Here is a 15,450-nt window from a genome sequence, read left to right on the forward strand (position 1 = left end):
CCTCATCGGTCAGTTCGCGGCTGGGGTCGGTGCCGCGCTGGCAGGCCTCGACCTTGTTCTTGGCAATGTCGAAGCCGATGGTGCGCATCTGCTTGCCGAACTCCACCACCAGGGGCAGGCCCACGTAGCCCAGGCCGATGACTGCGAGCGTGTTCATGGATAGGTTCTCGTTGCTGTGGTTTCTAGAAAGGCGCGTGATTGTCACTGTTTGCGGGCCGCGTCACGGTCGCGGACCCCACGCAAAGCGGTGTCCAGCGCGGCCCAATGCGCGCGGACGAAGTCCCTCAGTCTGGCGTCATCCGGGCCGGCCTCGTCCTTGTTCGCGTAGACCAGCACGACGGCCGCATCGTCCCCCTGCCCCAGCAGGTTCTGCCAGGCGCCGTACAGCTTGGCCTGCCAGTCGCTGGCGATGGGCCGCCCGTTGACCCAGTAGATCTGCCAGACGCGCAGCCGGCGCGCCTCGTGGCCGCCGCCGCTGACCTGGCTGAGCGCCTGGCCGCGCAGCTCGCCGATGCGCCAGTGCTGGGCACCGCCGGGCAGGTCCACCTGCGCCTGGCCCGAGGCCGTCTGCGACCAGACCTTGTTCACCTCGGCGTCGACCAGCTGGTTGACCGACGTGACCAGTTGCCGCCCCGCGCGCTGCTCGCGGTAGTAGCCGATGAATAGCCCGACGGGCGCACCGCCGGCGCTGGGTTCGAGGCGGCCATGGAGACTGCCGGCGGCATTCTCGAAAGCCGGCTGCCAGTCGGTGAGCGGCTCCGCACGCCATGCCCAGCCCGGCAACACCGGCGCCGCCAGCGAGGGCTGGCCATGGGCGCCGGCGCGCTGCATCTGCGAGCGCAGCAGCGGCGGCAGCGCCAGCAGCAACGCTACCGCGACACACACGACGGGCCAGCGCACGGCGGCCCCGGCGGCTGGCTGCACACCGGCGGGTGGCGCCGGCTCGTGCTCGGGATCGGGCTCAGACCAGCGCGCACCGATCATGAACATGGCCAGCATGATGACGCCGAAGAACACCCAGCCATAGATGAGGTGGTCCACACCCACCGCCAGCGTGTTGCCGGACAGGTGGCCCAGCATGACGATCATGTAGGCCCGCAGCCAGTTGGCCACCAGCGGCGTGACGATGGCCACGCCGACGAAGGCCCAGCGGCGCTTGTACGAGCGGTAGTTCAGGAACGCGAACAGCGCGCCCACCATCACCGAGGCCATCAGGTAGCGGATGCCGCTGCAGGCCTGCACGACGGACCAGTTGCCCGAAGGGATGATGAACTGCAGCCCCTCGCGGAACACCGGGATGCCGCTGGCGCGCAGCGCGACGACGGTGAAATCGGCCGTGTAGGCCATCAGCAGCGGCGTCAGGAAGTCGCCGAACGGCACGGCGAAGAACAGGAAGCCCAGCGGGAAGGCGATGCGGCGGGCCACCTCGGTGCCCAGCAGCGCCGGCACCATCAGCACGAACATCCCGACCAGCGCGAACTGCGTCGCCGCATTGGCTGCGGCCACGTCACCGACCAGCCACAGCAGCCCGAGCAACGGCATCAGCCACAGCCAGCGCAGCGACGGCGTGGGCGCGACGACGGCCAGGTCGGCCCGCAGCCGCCACACCAGCCAGGCCGAGATGGGCGGCACGACCCAGGCGTGCGCGAAGGTCTCGGAGCGGTTCCAGATGAACACCATCGCCGCGCCGGTCTCGTAATACAGCGCTGCGAGCAGCGCCCAGGCCAGGGCCAGCGCCAGCAGCGGCAGTCGCCAGGGCGGCGGGAGCTTCAGCATGCGGCCTCCAGGTGCTGGTCCAGCCGGGACAAATGGGCATCCCAGCTGTAGGCGCCGACGACGAACTCACGCGCGACGCGGCCCGCAGCGTCCGCCGCCGCCGGGTCGGCCAGCAGCGCGCCGAGACGGGCGATGTAGCCCGCCGCGTCCTCGGCCGGCTGCAAGCCGGGCTGATCGGCCGCGGTGATGGCACGCACGCAGCTGCCCGCCGCGACGACCGGCCGGGACATCGCCATCGCCTCCAGCACCTTGTTCTGGATGCCGCGGGCCAGGCGCAGCGGCGCGACGACTGCCGCGGCGTGCTGCAGATAGGGCCGCACGTCGGGCACCGTGCCGGTGACGTTCACCGCGTCACCGGCCAGAGCCTGCACGGCCGGCGCCGGGCTGCGGCCGACGATGTGAAAGCGCAGCGCCGGGAAGCGGTCGCGCAGCGCCGGCAGCATGTCGCGCACGAACCAGCCGACAGCGTCGACATTGGGCCAGTAGTCCATCGCGCCGGTGAACACCAGCGGCAGTTCGCCGGCCGCGAACGGGCTGGCGCGTGCAGCGTCGCGCGCGAAGAAGTCGGCATCGACGCCGTTACCCAGCGCGGCGAGGTTGGCCGTCAAGCCAGGGCTGAGTTCACGGAACAGCGCGACCTCGTGGTCCGTCACGAAGAAGCTGCAGGCGGCCTCGCGAGCCACGCGCTGCTCGAAGCCCAGCAGCTTGGCGAACTCGCGCCGGTAAAGCCAGGACAGCGGCCAGGCATGCTCGGGCGCGTAGTCGCGCCACTTGGCGGAGTCGACATCGACGAAATCCACCAGCCGCCGCAGCCCCGCGGGCGCGTACTGCGCCATCACGCCGCTGAAGACGACCACGGCGTCGAAGCCCACGCGGGCCGCCGTCTCGTCCACCCAGGCCTGCAGGCCAGCATCGCGGTAGTACGGCAGGCTCAGCGCCTCGCCGCTCAGCAGGCCACGCAGGCTCAGCAGCTTGGCGGAGCGCGGGCTCAGCCGCGCGGCATGCAGGCCGGCGCACAGCGCGCGCACGGTGGGCAGGTGCTGCTCGTCGTCGGGGTCGTCGACGAAGGTGCCGAGATGCACCTCGTGCCGCGCCGCCAGATGCTTGAGCAGGTGGTAGGAGCGCACCTTGTCGCCCTTGTTGGGCGGGTAGGGCAGGCGGTGGACGAGGTAGAGGATCTTCATGTCAGCGCCGCCCGGCCGCCCGAAGGCGCTGACGCACCACTCGGGGGGCAGCGAATGAAGTGAGCGTGGGGGGCGTCATGCATCCGCCCTCAGCCGAGGTTCTTGACGATGAAGGGCCCCAGCCAGTTCGCCACACCGATGGGCAGCTTGCGCCAGGCCTTGATCATCAACTGGTACTTGGGGTTGTTCGGGTTGTTCTGCGGGATCGAATCGCGCTTGAACAGCCGGTATTCGTAGGAGAGCGGCTGCGGCTCGAAGCCCCAGTTCTTCTTGAACGCATAGGGCCCGGTGCCCTGCTTGCTGCGGCCGTAGTCGAAGACCTTGAGGCCGCGGGCACAGGCGCGGCGCATCAGCTCCCAGTACTTGAAGTCGTTGGCGGCGAGGTCGCGTGCTGCGACGTCGTCGCCGGCGTAGTAGGGCAGCACCTCGTCGCGGAAATAGAAGCTCAGCACCGACGACAGCGGCCGGCCATCGGGCGCCGTCACCGTCAGCACCTCGGCATCGGCGCCGAACTCGTCCAGCAGCGCCTGGAAATACTTCTTCGGCATCGCCGGCGTGCCGTGGCGGTGCACGTTGTCGGCGTACAGGTCGAAGAAGCGGTCGACGTTCGGATCGATGCCCGCCTGCAGTTCGTTCTTGATGCCCTTGCGCACCATCGCGCGCTGCTTGCGCGGGATGGCCAGCATGTTGGCCTCTTCGTCAGCAAGGATTTCCTTGCGGAAGGTCACGTAGAGATCCTGGCGCGGCCAGTCGGCATGGCGAGTGGGGCCGAGGTTGCGGTACTCCAGGTGCTCGGCCCCCTGCCCTCGCGCGATCTTCTCGGCCTCGGCCTCCAGCGCCGCGGCCGCCTCGTCGTTCAGCGCGGCGACGCCACCGTAGACGGCAAACGGCAGGCTGGTGACCGAGTGACCGAACAGCCGGCTCTTCACCTCGGCCAGCGGCAGCACGCCCTCGATGGCGCCGTCACGTTCGGCATACAGGAAGAAGCCCCGGTGGCCGAACACCGATTCGATGACGCGCAACCAACCGCTGCGGTGAAAGAAGGTGGCCTGAGGGTGCGCGAACACGAAGGCGTCCCAGCGCGCGGACAAGGCTTTGTCCTGCGCGGCCAGCCGCGCAATTCGGAGGGCGGATGTCATGTCAGGCCGGGCTCAGCGAACGTTCGACAGCGCCCGGGCTGGACTCGCGGCCGAGGAAGATCTCGTCCATGCGCCCCCAGCGGAAATCCTCCAGCAGCCGGGCGATGCGGCCGTGGGTGCGCTCGATGTTGACGTAGTGGCGGAAACGCGTCTTGGCGTCGATGCCGGGCACGCGGGGCTGGCCGGGATCGATCTCCCACGGATGGAAGTAGAAGACCGCCGACTGGCCATCCACCTCGTTGACGCGGCGAATCATCCAGCGTGACAGCGCGTAGGGCAGCAACCGGAAGTAGCCCCCGCCGCTGCTGGGCAGGTTCTTCGAACCCATGCGCAGCGTCGTCACCGGGATCTCCAGCAGCCCCTCGCGCACCGGGTAGGCAAAGCGCGGCGAGTCGGGCATGCCGTAGTGATCGTGGGCGATGGGGTAGACGCTGCTGGAGTAGCGGTAGCCGGCATCGCGCAGCACGTCAAAGGCCCACAGATTGCCCTTGCCGATGGAGAAGCTGGGCGCGCGGTAGCCGACGACGGGCACGCCGCCCAGGTCCTCCAGCAGCTTCTTGGCGCTGGCGATGTCTTCGAGGAAGGCGGCGGGGCTCAGGTCGCTGGCGCGCTCATGGCCGTAGCCGTGACTGGCCAGTTCATGGCCGCCGGCCACGATGGCCTTGACGACCTGCGGATAGCGCTCGGCGATCCAGCCCAGCGTGAAGAACGTCGCCTTGACGTTCTTCTCGGCCAGCAGCGCGAGGATGCTGGCGATGTTGCGCTCGACGCGGCACTCCAGCCCGTTCCAGTCCTCGCGGCGGATGTAGGGCGCGAACGCGGAAACCTGGAAGTAGTCCTCCACGTCGATGCTCATCGCATTGCGCGGGGTGGGGTTCTTGGCGGGCATCAGCATGATCGACAACCTCAGTGCTGTTTGACGGCGTCGACCAGCTTCTGCAGCAGCGCCAGCGTCTGCAGGTTGATGCGCTCCAGCCGCATCATGCTGCGCTCCAGGCGCTGCAACCGGTCGGTGTGGTGGTCAGCGTTGAGCGCCGCGATCTCGCTGGACAGGCCGTCCACCTCGGCCGCGCTGATCTTCAGGCGTGACACGTCGAGCGCGCCGGGCGCGCTGTCCAGCGCCGCGGGGCGGCTGTCGGGCAGCTTGGCGGGCACGCTGTCCAGCGGACTGGCGTCGCTGTGGCGCGGCGTCTCGCTTTCCTGCGCGATGTCGCGCAGCACTTCCTTCACGTCGGCCAGCGTCAGGTGGGTGCGGCCCTGCATGAAGCCCAGCAGCAGCAGACGGTCGCACAGCCGGTTGATGCGGCGCGGGATGCCGTTGCTGGCCTTGTGGATGGCGGGAAACGCGTCGTGGTCGAAGGTGGGCTTGCCGGTGGAGCCCGCGCACTTCAGCCGGTGCTCCATGTAACGCTGCGTCTCGTCCTCGTCCAGCGGGCCGATGTGGCAGGTGGCCGCCACGCGCTGGCGGAACTGCTCCATCTCCGGCTTCTGCAGGATGCCGCGGAACTCCGGCTGGCCGACCAGGAAGGTCTGCAGCAGCGACTGGTTGGCGAACTGGAAGTTGGACAGCATGCGCAGCTCCTCCACCGCGCGGGCGGTCAGGTTCTGCGCCTCGTCGACGATGAGCAGGCAGCGCTTGCCCTGCGTGACCTGGTTGACGAAGAACGCCTCCAGCGTCATCAGCAGCTCGGACTTGGGCGCATCCTTCACGCGCACGCCGAACGCCGCACCCACCATGCGCAGCGTGTCCTCCGCGTCGAGCTGCGTCGTGACGACATTGCCGATGACGACGTTGCTGCGGTTCAGGCTGTCGAGCAGGCCGCGCAGCAGCGTCGTCTTGCCGGCGCCGATCTCGCCGGTGATGACGATGAAGCCGTCGTTGCGCAGCACGCCGTAGTCCAGGTAGGCCTTGGCCCGGCGGTGCTGCTTGCTGCCGTAGTAGAAGTTCGGGTCCGGGCTGAGCTGGAAGGGCTTGCTGCTCAGGCCGTAGAAGGCTTCGTACATGTTCAGTGGGCCTGGATCGTTTCGGTCAGAACTGCTGGGTCAGGCTGGCGTAGGCCGCATTCTCGGTGTAAGGCGTGCTGCCTTCATACTGGCTGCGCCGCACGCCGAGCTGCATATCCATGCGCGAGCCCAGCCGCCCCGTCCAGTTGGCGAACCAACTGGTCAGCTGCGTGGACTGGTTGGCGTTGTCGCCCTGCGTCTCCTGGCGGGACGCCACCAGCGACAGCCCCGACGTCGGGGTCAACTGGTAGCCGGCCGACAGCGAATAGGAGCGCTGCTCGACGCGCGACGTGTTGGCCAGGTCACCGCCGTTCTGGTTGCTGCCCAGCCGGCTGGACAGCGAGCGGGTCAGCTGCGCCGTCAGCGTGGTGCGAACGCCCTGCAGCGTGAGGGCCAGTTGCTGGGTGCGCAGGCGGCTGGGGCCGGACGACAGGAAGCCCGTGGCCGCCACACCGTCGGGCGACAGGCCCAACCGCAGCAGCTCGCTGCGCACCAGCAGATCCCGCTTGATCGGGTCCGGTTCGCGCGAGGCATACAGCAGGAAGAACAGGTCGTAGTTCGTGCGGGCGCCACCGCCGCCCCCGGTGTTGCCGAGCATGGTGCTCTGCGAGTCGGTGTAGCGCAGCGCCGCACGCTGCAGACGGTGCTCGGCCGTCAGCGCATGGCTGCTGCCGTAGTCGTGGCGCTGCCAGTCCGCCCCGAGCCGCGTACGCACGGTCGGCGTCCACTCCGCCGACGCACCGGCCGTCGTGCCACTGGACTGGCTTGCACCGAGGTAGTTGGAGCGCTCGCGGCCCACGTTGGCGGTGAAGGTCCAGTCGGGGTCCGGCCGGTAGTTCATGCCCAGCCGCAGTGACGTGTCGCGATTGGCGGGCGCAGCCGCCGACTTGAACTGCTGCGTACTGACCTGCAACCACCAGCCCAGCAGCCCCGCATTCGCCTGGCTCAGGCGCAGCGAGCCGGCGTTGCCACGGCTGTCGCCGAGGCTGGAGCCGCGCGCCTCTGTCTGCGTGTAGTCGCCACGCAGCTCATACGTCGCCCAGCCCCCCAGCATGCCGCGCAGCGACGGCGAGACTGCCAGCGTCATGGTCTCGCGCTGGTTGGGGTTGGCCAGATTCGACACGGCGCCCTGCGAACCGGAGGTCGGCGCGCTCTGCAAGCCGAAGGCCGAGCTGCTCTGCTGCCCGATGTTGGCCTTCATGTCGACGAACAGCGTCTGGCTGACGAGCTCGGCGCGCGCGTTGGCCGTCAACGCGTTCTGCACGCGGGATGGCTGATCGCTCTTCAGGTAGGCAATGCCGTTCAGCGTGTAGTCCAGCGTGCCACGCAGGCTGCCGTTGTTGGCCGTGATGCTGAGTCCCGGCGCCAGCGTCGTCACCAGCGCGGCATCCTTGTTCTGTTCCGTCAGCTGCAGGTTGTCCGTCCAGCTCTGCATCACGCTCAGCCGCGGCGCGACCGTGAGCCCACGGCCGGCACCTGCGGCGCCGTCCTGGGCTTGTGCCAGAGCTCCCCAGGCGGCGAGTGCGATGGCGAGATGGCGGGGCTCAGCTTTGCGCCGAGTCATTGCTGCCATAGCCGTAGCCATACCCGTAGCCATACCCGTAGCCGTATCCGTAGCCGTACCCGCCTGCCGCATTGGGGCTGGCCTGGTTGAGCAGCATCATCTTGACGGGGCAGTTCTCGATGGCCGCCAGCGCCTGCTGCACCGCGCTCTGCGGCGTCTTCTCGGCATGGACGACGATGATGATCTGGCCCATGTGCGACGCCAGCACGCGCGACTCGGTGGTCAGCAGCAGCGGCGGGGAGTCGAAGATGATGATGCGGTCAGGGTAACGCTTGGCCATGTCATCGAGCAGATGGCTCATCGAGTCGCTGGCCAGCAGTTCGGTGGCGCGGGAATGCGGCGTGCCGCTGGGCAGGATGGTCAGCTTCTCGACGTTGGTGCGCAGCAGCACCTCGGACATGTCGACACGCCCCTCCAGCACATCCAGCAACCCCGGCCCCTGCGGCAGCCCCAGCATGCGCAGCACCGAAGGACGTGCCACGTCCGCGTCGACCAGCATGACCGTGTTGTCCAACTCGGCCGCGATGCTGAGAGCCAGGTTGATGGACGTGAAGCTCTTGCCCTCGCCCGCCAGCGCGCTGGTCACCATCAGCAGGTTGGCATGGTTGATCGTCGCCGCCCCCTTGCCCATCGCGTTCTTGATGAGCGGACGCTTGATGACGCGGTACTGGTCGCCCGTCTGCGAGCGCGGCGTGTGTGGCATCAGGAAGCCCTGCGCAGCCAGCGCCACCACGTCCAGCTCGACACGCTTGGATGACGGGTGCGCGCCGTCCTCCACCACCGAGATGCCCACCTGGGGCTTCGCCGGCACGGCGGCCGGCGCCGGCGCCCGTGCAGGCACTGCCGGGGCTGCTGCCCCGGGTTCGGCGGCGGGCGCAGCCTGCTCATCCCCCGGCAACACCACGCCAGCCTGGCGCAACTGCTCCAGCCGCTGGGCGGCCTGTTCGATCAAGCTCGTCATGTCAAACCACCTGCCGACTCAGTTGGACGGCCAACACCGTCAGGGCGATGGCAAACATCACCAGCAATCCCCCCGCCCCCGCGGAGAAGCGGATCAGGTCGACACGCTGGCGCGCCCGATCGGCGTCCGTCACCAGACGCGTCACCACCCCCAGAATGGGCAGCTCCACCCGGGCACGCAGGTCGTTCGCGTCATGGAACACCGGACGCAGCTGGCTGGCGGCGAAGGTCGTGAACACGCCGGCACCCAGCGCGGCCGCCATGGCGCCCGCCAACATCAGCAGGCGGTTCGGTGCCACCGGCTTGGGGTTGGCGCGCGGCGGGTCGATGACGCGGAAGTCCGCCACGCCCGAGGCCACGTCCAGCTCGCCCGAGATCGACGCCTGTTCGCGCCGCTGCACCAGATCTTCGTAGTTCTTCTTGTGGATGGCGTAGTCGCGGTTGAGCTGTGCCTGCTCCGCCTCGACCTGCGGGGCGGTCTTCAACGCCGTCATGGCCTGTGCGTAGCGAGCGGAATACTCATCGACGCGTGCCCTCAGCGACGCGACCTGCACCTCGGACGTCGCCAGCAGACGCACCATTTCCTGCACGGCCAGGCTGCCGCCGCTCTGGCCGGCATTCAAGCTGGGCATCGCCACGGCGGCCTTGCGCAGCTCCGCAAGCTCACGCTTGCGCTGCTCTTCCAGGTCCTTGATCAGCTTGCGCGTTGAAATGATGTCCGGATGCTGTTCCGTGTAGCGCTGCAACAGCGCGTCGAGGTTGCGCCGCAGTTCGGCCAGCCGCGCATCGAGCTCGGGCGTGCTGACGTTGGCGTTGGATTCCTGCAGCAGGCTCTGCGTCGTCGTCTGCGCACCGCCACGCGCCTTCTCCGCCTCCAGTTGCGCCTTGGCGGCATCGCGCGCATTCAGTGCCTCGCGGTACTCCAGGCGCGCCCGCTCGAGCTGCGCCCCCACTTCCGCGATGTGTCCCGCCGAATCCTTGCCATCCATGGCCATCGACAGGTTCTTCAGCCGGAACTCCTTCAGCCGCGTCTCCGCCTCCTCGAGCTTGGCCTCATAGGCCTTGATCTGCTCGTTGATGAACGTCGTCGCGGTGGACGTGTCCTTGCGCGTCGCCCCCAGGCTGGACTCCACGAAGATGGACACCAGCGACTGCACGACGCGCTTGGCCGTCTCGGGGTCGCTGTCGCGATAGCCCAGGATGTAGAGGTTGTCGCGCCCGCTGCTCTGGATGGACAGATTGCTGGACACCGCATCGATGGTGGCTTCCTGCTGCGCCTTGGACTGGTTCTTCAGATCCAGGTCTGCCATGCGCACCAGCTTCTCGACATTGGGGCGGGTGATCAGCGTGCGGCTGAGCATCGACACCTGCTGGTCGACATTGGGCTGCACGGCCAGCCCCGCCATCAGCGGCTTGAGGATGGACTGCGTGTCGACGTAGATGCGAGCGCTGGCCTCATAACGGTCCGGCAGCACGAACACGACCACCGCCCCCACCAGGCCCGCCACCCAGGCGACCGCCAGCCCCACCCAGCGGTACTTCCACATCCGCCGGACGATGATCAGCAGCTGAGCAATCAGCAATTCCATCTGCAACTGTCTCGGTTAAAGCTCTCGGAGCAGTCGGCGACCCAGTCGTCGACTCTCTCAAATCAGAACAGGCTCTGAGGAATGATGAGGATGTCGCCCGGACGCATCTCGACGTTGGCCGTCACGTCGCCACGCTTGATCAGGTCCTTCAACCGGACCGAGTACTGCTTGTTGCCCTCCGCGGTACGCAGAATCGTGGCACTGTTGCCTGCGGCGAAGTCAGTCAGACCGCCGACGGCGATCATCACGTCCAGCAGCGTCATCTTCTGCTTGAACGGCAGGAACTGCGGCCGCGTCGCTTCGCCGACGACGCGGATCTGCTCGCTGTAGGGGCCGACGAAGCCGGTGACGATGACCGTCACGACCGGATCACGAACGTACTTGCTGAGTTGCTTCTCGACATCGCGCGCCACCTGCACCGACGTCTTCCCTTGCACCACCATCTCGTCCACCAGCGGCGCGGCGATCTTGCCGTCGGGCCGCACCGGCACCGACATGGACAGTTCAGGATTGCGCCACACCTGGATGTTGAGGCTGTCACCGGCGCCGATGATGTAGCTGTAGTCTTCCGACGCAGCGCTGGCCGGTGCAGGGGGGTGGGCACCCCCACCCATCACGCCGCAACCCGCCAGCAACATCGCGCCGGCGGCGGACATGCAAACAGCGGGACGGGACACCCATCGGGCCACCTTGCCAGACAGCGACTTCAGCATCGTGCCGAACACCTGTGGGCTGTGAAGCTTCTTCAAAGCGAATCCCCTGCTCGAATGATCGTCAAAGACCCCGGCATGGCGCCGAGGACCGAAAGCTGTTCATGATGCCACAGCCCACCTGCCCAAACATCCCATGCGCCCCGAGGCGAGGGGGATGGCCGCAAGCAGCGTGGAGAAGCACGCAGCGGCCCAGAACCGCGCAGCGGACGCGCTGCCGTGACCCTCGCGAGAACGGCGGTCCGGCTATAACTTCAATACTGGCCGAATGAATGCCATCAGCAGTTGCTGCAGCGGATTGGCGTTGCCAAGCGGCCGCCATGTATATCTCAGCTTCTGGTGGTAGGCATCGAATTGCAGCGCCCAGGGCGCCGCTCGCAGCCGACCGCGCCCCAGCAGCACCTTGAGCACCGATGTCCCCATGACACCGGCACACAGATCGCAGGACATCATCGTCGACGGACCGCGGCGCTCGCTGAAATTCACTGCACCCGGCTCAACAAGATAACTCCTCTGCAGCATGGCCGGCGACAACCCGGCAATGAAGCGCGCATATTGCTCCATTTCATCGCGCCCCTCCACCCGGAAGTACCGCTCGAAACTCATGGCGCCGGGCTTGAAATAGAGCAGCGACACCCCCATTCCCAGCGGAGCAGCCGTCAATGCAGGGATACCGCGCTCCTCGCAAGCCTTGAAAAGCAGGCGCCGCGCCTTGATGGCGAAGAAATCAATGCCGTCAACATAGACGTCGACATCACTCAGAAATTCGCCAACGTTTTCAGCCGTCACACCGTCGCCAAAGACGCGCACATCGGCCTCCGGGTTGATGTCACGCGCCATGCCGGCCAGCACGGCAGCCTTGGATTGACCGACCGTCGACATGACCGCACCGACCTGTCGATTGAAATTGTGAACCTCGAACTGGTCGAAATCAGCGATATTGAAATTCCCAATACCCAGCCGCGCCAGGGTCAGCAGATGCGCGCCACCCACCCCACCCAGACCCGCCACCGCCACCCGCGCACCGCGCAGCCGCGCCTGCTCGGCGGGTGTCACCCAGCCAATATTGCGGGAGAAGGCACTGCCGTAGTCAAAAAGGCCGCTCACGATAACCTCCAGCAACTCAAGCTGGCTTCCGCGCCACGACGTTGTAGCAATTCCCGGAAACGTCTTCAGTCAAGATCTCCAAGCCCGCCTGCACCATACGTTCGCGAATATCGCTGCGCTCATATGGCGTCACCAGGATGCCCTTCTCCATGCCCCAGGCATTGATGCGGTTGGCAATACCGGCAAGAACACCCTGCCCTTTTGGATAAAGCAACACGTTGGCGGCCAGCGTGCCGCCCGGCTTCAACACCCGCACCATCTCATGCAGCGCCGCATTGACCTGCGGCAGGCAATGGATGGCATTGGCAATATTCACCGTGTCGAAGGCGGCACTATCAAATGGCATCTCCGCAGCGTCGGCATGCACAAATCGGAAACCCGGCTGCCCCTTGAAGCGACGAATGGCACCCGCCAGCATGGATTCCGCGTAATCCACGCCCACGATGTCGACCTTGGGCAATTTCTTCCAGCGACGCCATTTGAGAATGAGGTCCAGCAGGGTAGCCGTACCGCACGCGACATCGAGGTGCCTGGGCCCCATGTTTGAACCAAACAGGCGGACCTGCTCGTTCAACGTGCTGTTGTAGGCGAACGTCAGGATGAAGAAGCCGCGCAAGTCATACCACCACGGCTCCGACTTGTAGGCTTCGGCAATTTCGTCAGCCGACTTTCGATGACCTTCACCATTGATTGCCATGACCACCTCAAGCGCTCGATCTGATGGGAAGCGTCGCATGCTACTCGCGCAAACCTGCCGCCGTGAGTGGGCAAGACACCTTTTTGCTGAAGATTCTCCAACGATCGCTTGATCGTGAGCAGTTCACAAAAAGAAAACGCCCCGTCTTTCGACGGGGCGCTTTGCCATCCGCAGCCCGGCTCGAAACCGGGCTCAGAGCATCAGGCCGACTTGCGGCGCTTGCCGGCGACACCCAGACCCAGCAGGGCGATACCAGCCAGAGCCAGAGCACCCGGCTCCGGAACCGAATTAAAGAAGAAGGCGTTCGCAGAGCTGTTACGCAGAGCCACGCTCGTACCCGCGACCGGCGTCAGCGACTGGAAATTGCCATTCAGATCCAGCGTCATGTGGAAGGGGCGCGGAGCGACGAAATAGTTTTCGCCATCCGGCGCATCGAGGGTGAAGCCGCCGAAGACGATCTCGAAGTTGCCGTTAGCCAGACCCGTGCTCGAATTACCACCGGCGGCCAGCGTGATGGAAGCAGAGCCAAGACGCCTGTCGTCCGTCAGAGATGCGGCGCCCGAAGTCAGCGCCAGGTCGGTGAATGCCGGCGTCGGCGCACCTGCCGCGGCGGGAATGTTGTAGACGGTGTTGCGCGACGGGTCGAGCCACAGCTCAATTGCGTTCTGCGTCGCCGAGAACGTCGTCACGATGTCACTGCCAGACAGCGACGTGGAGTAAGTGCCAGAACCGATGAACTTGGCGTACAGGTTGTAGCCAGACGCACCGGGACCGTTGAGGAACTGACCTTCGGTGACTGTCGAGCCATCGCGATACCAAGCACCGGCACGGAAGACTGCAACCGTCGTGAAGTGCGTGGCGTCGATGAACGTCACCACTTCGTCGTACTGGCCGCTCAGCTGGTCGGCCCAGAAAGCGTTGGCGGGGGTGCCAGAAACGGAACCCTCTTCAATCAGCAGCGGCAACCCGACGGGCGCAGCTTGGGCGCCAGCGACGCCGAATGCAAGCGCCAGCGCAGCCAGCTTCAGTTGCTTAGAAAACATCATTTGAACTCTCCTGTTGGTGAACAAGGCGGTTAAATCTTTCGCCACACACCACCTAAGCAGACACCATGCCAACAGAGAAAATTCTTTTTAAATCAACAACTTAAAATCCCGATCGCACCGCAAGAGTTGCCTCTGTAAAGAACTCCGACATCCCATCATCACCCCAAGGGAGCCACCATCGGGGGAGCCCGGCATCACGCAAAGGCATTAGAACGGATGGCACCATCTCCCGCGCAATGGGAGGCTGCAGCCTTTGGCTGACGGAGCGCACATCGGCCAGCAACCGCTTGCCGCGCGCCCTCCGCCACGTCAGCGTCAGATCAACGACATGCCGAGCCTAGTTCATCAGGTCGTAGGAGGTATGCCCGACTTCCAGCGCAGCAACGCATTCGCGCCAGACGCGATCAGGCTCAGCCAGCTTGAAGCCGACGAACACCCCCGCATCGGTTTCCGTCTTGCGGACTGACGTCACCTTCAGCGTTGTCTTCTCGCTCTCGCCGAGTTCGATCATCGCCTCGCCTTCCTGCCCGACATCCAGATCGAGCTCGCACTCCGCTTGGAAGCCGGACAGCGAGATCTCGATGACATTCAGGATGTAAGGCCTCATGCCAGAGGCCGTGGCAAACGTGACCACGCCCGGGCAGCAGATGGAGTAGCGCTGGTGCTGCCGCACGTGCACAGGCCCAACCGGGTCCATGTCCAGCAGGGGCAGGACGGTGCGGTACTCCGCCATCGTGTAGATGGACCACAGCAACGACTTCTTGCGGTCATCCAGCGTCGCGAAGAGGTCGCTTCTCTGGTTGAAGAAATAGTCCAGCAGGTCCGGCGTCATGACCGGGTCGTTGGTGGTGTGGTAACGCCGCTGCGGCAGGCGGATGTTGGGCAGCTTCAGTTCGACGAAGTACTTGTAGAGGTTCTTGCGCAGAGGCCTGCCCTTGTACGCCTCGCGGAAGATCGCAGGCGCCTGGCGCAGATCGAGCGAGGCCACGACGGCGGGCGCGCCATTGGCGAAGTCGTACTCCTCGATGGTTTTCTGCTGCATGCGCCGGAAGAACAGCAGCGCCTCGTACAGCTGGATCTTGTCAGGGTTGACGGCAATGACGAGGTGCCGGGTATCGAAGTACTTGGTGCAGTACTGATACATGAACTTCATCAGCGGAAACAAAATCCAGCCGCCGGTCTTGCGGAAGTCGGGATGCACCGCCAGCGCCGAGATCTCGGCGATCTTGCCGCCTTCGGCCCGCAGGGGATCGAGGTCGAAAATGGCCTGCAGCGGGAAGCCGAACACACCTTCCCGGATCATCGACATCGTGCCGACGACACGCCCCTCGTACTTGGCGCACAGCGTCGTGGTGGTCGGCAACGCGTGGTACTGCGTGATGCGCATGCCGGAGGGATGCGGCTTCATGAAGCCGCTGCCGACGTAGGCATCGTGCAGGAGATGGAAGCACGCCTCGAGCTCTTCCTTGGTGTCCGCGATCTTGAGTTCGAGCCGCGAGTCCGGCGCCGGATCGCAATCGATCATGTAGCGCAGGAACGGGAAGCGCACGGACGTCGGCAGCATGCCGAACGCGCGCCTGAGCACGCCGCGCATCTGCTTTTGCAAGCCTGACCGACGGACTTGAGCCATCTCGTTACCGCGTGATTGACTGGATTGGCATGATGCGGGAGCAC

Annotated in this window: 13 protein-coding genes; all 13 read right to left on the minus strand. The window is 65.9% G+C overall.

The window, feature by feature from the left end; genetic code table 11:
• Positions 1–201 precede the first annotated feature (201 nt).
• Positions 202–1,776: an exosortase A gene (gene xrtA, locus ACG04Q_RS24780; RefSeq protein WP_394514421.1), complete on the minus strand. Its 1,575-nt coding sequence runs from the start codon at positions 1,774–1,776 to the stop codon at positions 202–204.
• Complete coding sequence (locus tag ACG04Q_RS24785) at positions 1,770–2,960, minus strand: TIGR03087 family PEP-CTERM/XrtA system glycosyltransferase (RefSeq protein ID WP_394514423.1); 1,191 nt, start codon at positions 2,958–2,960, stop codon at positions 1,770–1,772. The genes xrtA and ACG04Q_RS24785 overlap by 7 nt, the downstream gene beginning before the upstream one ends.
• 89 nt (positions 2,961–3,049) lie before the next feature.
• Entirely contained in the window at positions 3,050–4,099 is a 1,050-nt protein-coding gene (locus ACG04Q_RS24790) for a FemAB family XrtA/PEP-CTERM system-associated protein (protein ID WP_394514425.1), read from the minus strand.
• 1 nt (position 4,100) lies between these two features.
• Positions 4,101–4,994, minus strand: a complete 894-nt coding sequence (locus ACG04Q_RS24795) for an XrtA system polysaccharide deacetylase (RefSeq protein WP_394514427.1) — start codon at positions 4,992–4,994, stop codon at positions 4,101–4,103.
• Positions 4,995–5,005: 11 nt separating this feature from the next.
• The gene (locus ACG04Q_RS24800; RefSeq protein WP_394514429.1) at positions 5,006–6,103 is read right to left on the minus strand and encodes an XrtA/PEP-CTERM system-associated ATPase; all 1,098 of its coding nucleotides are present in this window, start codon (positions 6,101–6,103) and stop codon (positions 5,006–5,008) included.
• A 25-nt stretch (positions 6,104–6,128) separates the two neighbouring features.
• Positions 6,129–7,739: a TIGR03016 family PEP-CTERM system-associated outer membrane protein gene (locus tag ACG04Q_RS24805; protein ID WP_394514431.1), complete on the minus strand. Its 1,611-nt coding sequence runs from the start codon at positions 7,737–7,739 to the stop codon at positions 6,129–6,131.
• Complete coding sequence (locus tag ACG04Q_RS24810) at positions 7,648–8,628, minus strand: XrtA-associated tyrosine autokinase (protein ID WP_394514433.1); 981 nt, start codon at positions 8,626–8,628, stop codon at positions 7,648–7,650. Before ACG04Q_RS24810 ends, ACG04Q_RS24805 begins: the two co-directional genes overlap by 92 nt.
• Before the next feature lies 1 nt (position 8,629).
• Positions 8,630–10,216 carry an XrtA system polysaccharide chain length determinant gene (locus ACG04Q_RS24815; RefSeq protein WP_394514436.1) on the minus strand — a complete coding sequence of 529 codons (1,587 nt, stop codon included), beginning with the start codon at positions 10,214–10,216 and terminating at the stop codon, positions 8,630–8,632.
• A 62-nt stretch (positions 10,217–10,278) separates the two neighbouring features.
• Positions 10,279–10,872, minus strand: a complete 594-nt coding sequence (locus ACG04Q_RS24820) for an XrtA/PEP-CTERM system exopolysaccharide export protein (RefSeq protein ID WP_394514554.1) — start codon at positions 10,870–10,872, stop codon at positions 10,279–10,281.
• 300 nt (positions 10,873–11,172) lie between these two features.
• Complete coding sequence (locus ACG04Q_RS24825) at positions 11,173–12,033, minus strand: ThiF family adenylyltransferase (protein ID WP_394514438.1); 861 nt, start codon at positions 12,031–12,033, stop codon at positions 11,173–11,175.
• A 16-nt stretch (positions 12,034–12,049) separates the two neighbouring features.
• Entirely contained in the window at positions 12,050–12,730 is a 681-nt protein-coding gene (locus ACG04Q_RS24830; protein WP_394514440.1) for a class I SAM-dependent methyltransferase, read from the minus strand.
• Between the two features lie 200 nt (positions 12,731–12,930).
• Positions 12,931–13,776, minus strand: coding sequence for a flocculation-associated PEP-CTERM protein PepA (gene pepA, locus ACG04Q_RS24835; RefSeq protein WP_394514442.1), 846 nt, complete (start codon positions 13,774–13,776; stop codon positions 12,931–12,933).
• Between the two features lie 337 nt (positions 13,777–14,113).
• Positions 14,114–15,370, minus strand: a complete 1,257-nt coding sequence (locus ACG04Q_RS24840; RefSeq protein WP_394514444.1) for a GNAT family N-acetyltransferase — start codon at positions 15,368–15,370, stop codon at positions 14,114–14,116.
• Between the last annotated feature and the right edge of the window lie 80 nt (positions 15,371–15,450).

The sequence above is a fragment of the Pelomonas lactea genome (assembly GCF_043555885.1).
In the GTDB taxonomy this organism is placed as follows: domain Bacteria; phylum Pseudomonadota; class Gammaproteobacteria; order Burkholderiales; family Burkholderiaceae_C; genus Pelomonas; species Pelomonas lactea.

Bases quoted from the DNA above. Each gene is read 5' to 3' on its own strand.
- xrtA (WP_394514421.1), bottom strand. From the start codon at position 1,776: ATGCTGAAGCTCCCGCCGCCCTGGCGACTGCCGCTGCTGGCGCTGGCC.
- ACG04Q_RS24785 (WP_394514423.1), bottom strand. From the start codon at position 2,960: ATGAAGATCCTCTACCTCGTCCACCGCCTGCCCTACCCGCCCAACAAG.
- ACG04Q_RS24790 (WP_394514425.1), bottom strand. From the start codon at position 4,099: ATGACATCCGCCCTCCGAATTGCGCGGCTGGCCGCGCAGGACAAAGCC.
- ACG04Q_RS24795 (WP_394514427.1), bottom strand. From the start codon at position 4,994: ATGCTGATGCCCGCCAAGAACCCCACCCCGCGCAATGCGATGAGCATC.
- ACG04Q_RS24800 (WP_394514429.1), bottom strand. From the start codon at position 6,103: ATGTACGAAGCCTTCTACGGCCTGAGCAGCAAGCCCTTCCAGCTCAGC.
- ACG04Q_RS24805 (WP_394514431.1), bottom strand. From the start codon at position 7,739: ATGCGGCAGGCGGGTACGGCTACGGATACGGCTACGGGTATGGCTACG.
- ACG04Q_RS24810 (WP_394514433.1), bottom strand. From the start codon at position 8,628: ATGACGAGCTTGATCGAACAGGCCGCCCAGCGGCTGGAGCAGTTGCGC.
- ACG04Q_RS24815 (WP_394514436.1), bottom strand. From the start codon at position 10,216: ATGGAATTGCTGATTGCTCAGCTGCTGATCATCGTCCGGCGGATGTGG.
- ACG04Q_RS24820 (WP_394514554.1), bottom strand. From the start codon at position 10,872: ATGTCCGCCGCCGGCGCGATGTTGCTGGCGGGTTGCGGCGTGATGGGT.
- ACG04Q_RS24830 (WP_394514440.1), bottom strand. From the start codon at position 12,730: ATGGCAATCAATGGTGAAGGTCATCGAAAGTCGGCTGACGAAATTGCC.
- pepA (WP_394514442.1), bottom strand. From the start codon at position 13,776: ATGATGTTTTCTAAGCAACTGAAGCTGGCTGCGCTGGCGCTTGCATTC.
- ACG04Q_RS24840 (WP_394514444.1), bottom strand. From the start codon at position 15,370: ATGCGCGGCGTGCTCAGGCGCGCGTTCGGCATGCTGCCGACGTCCGTG.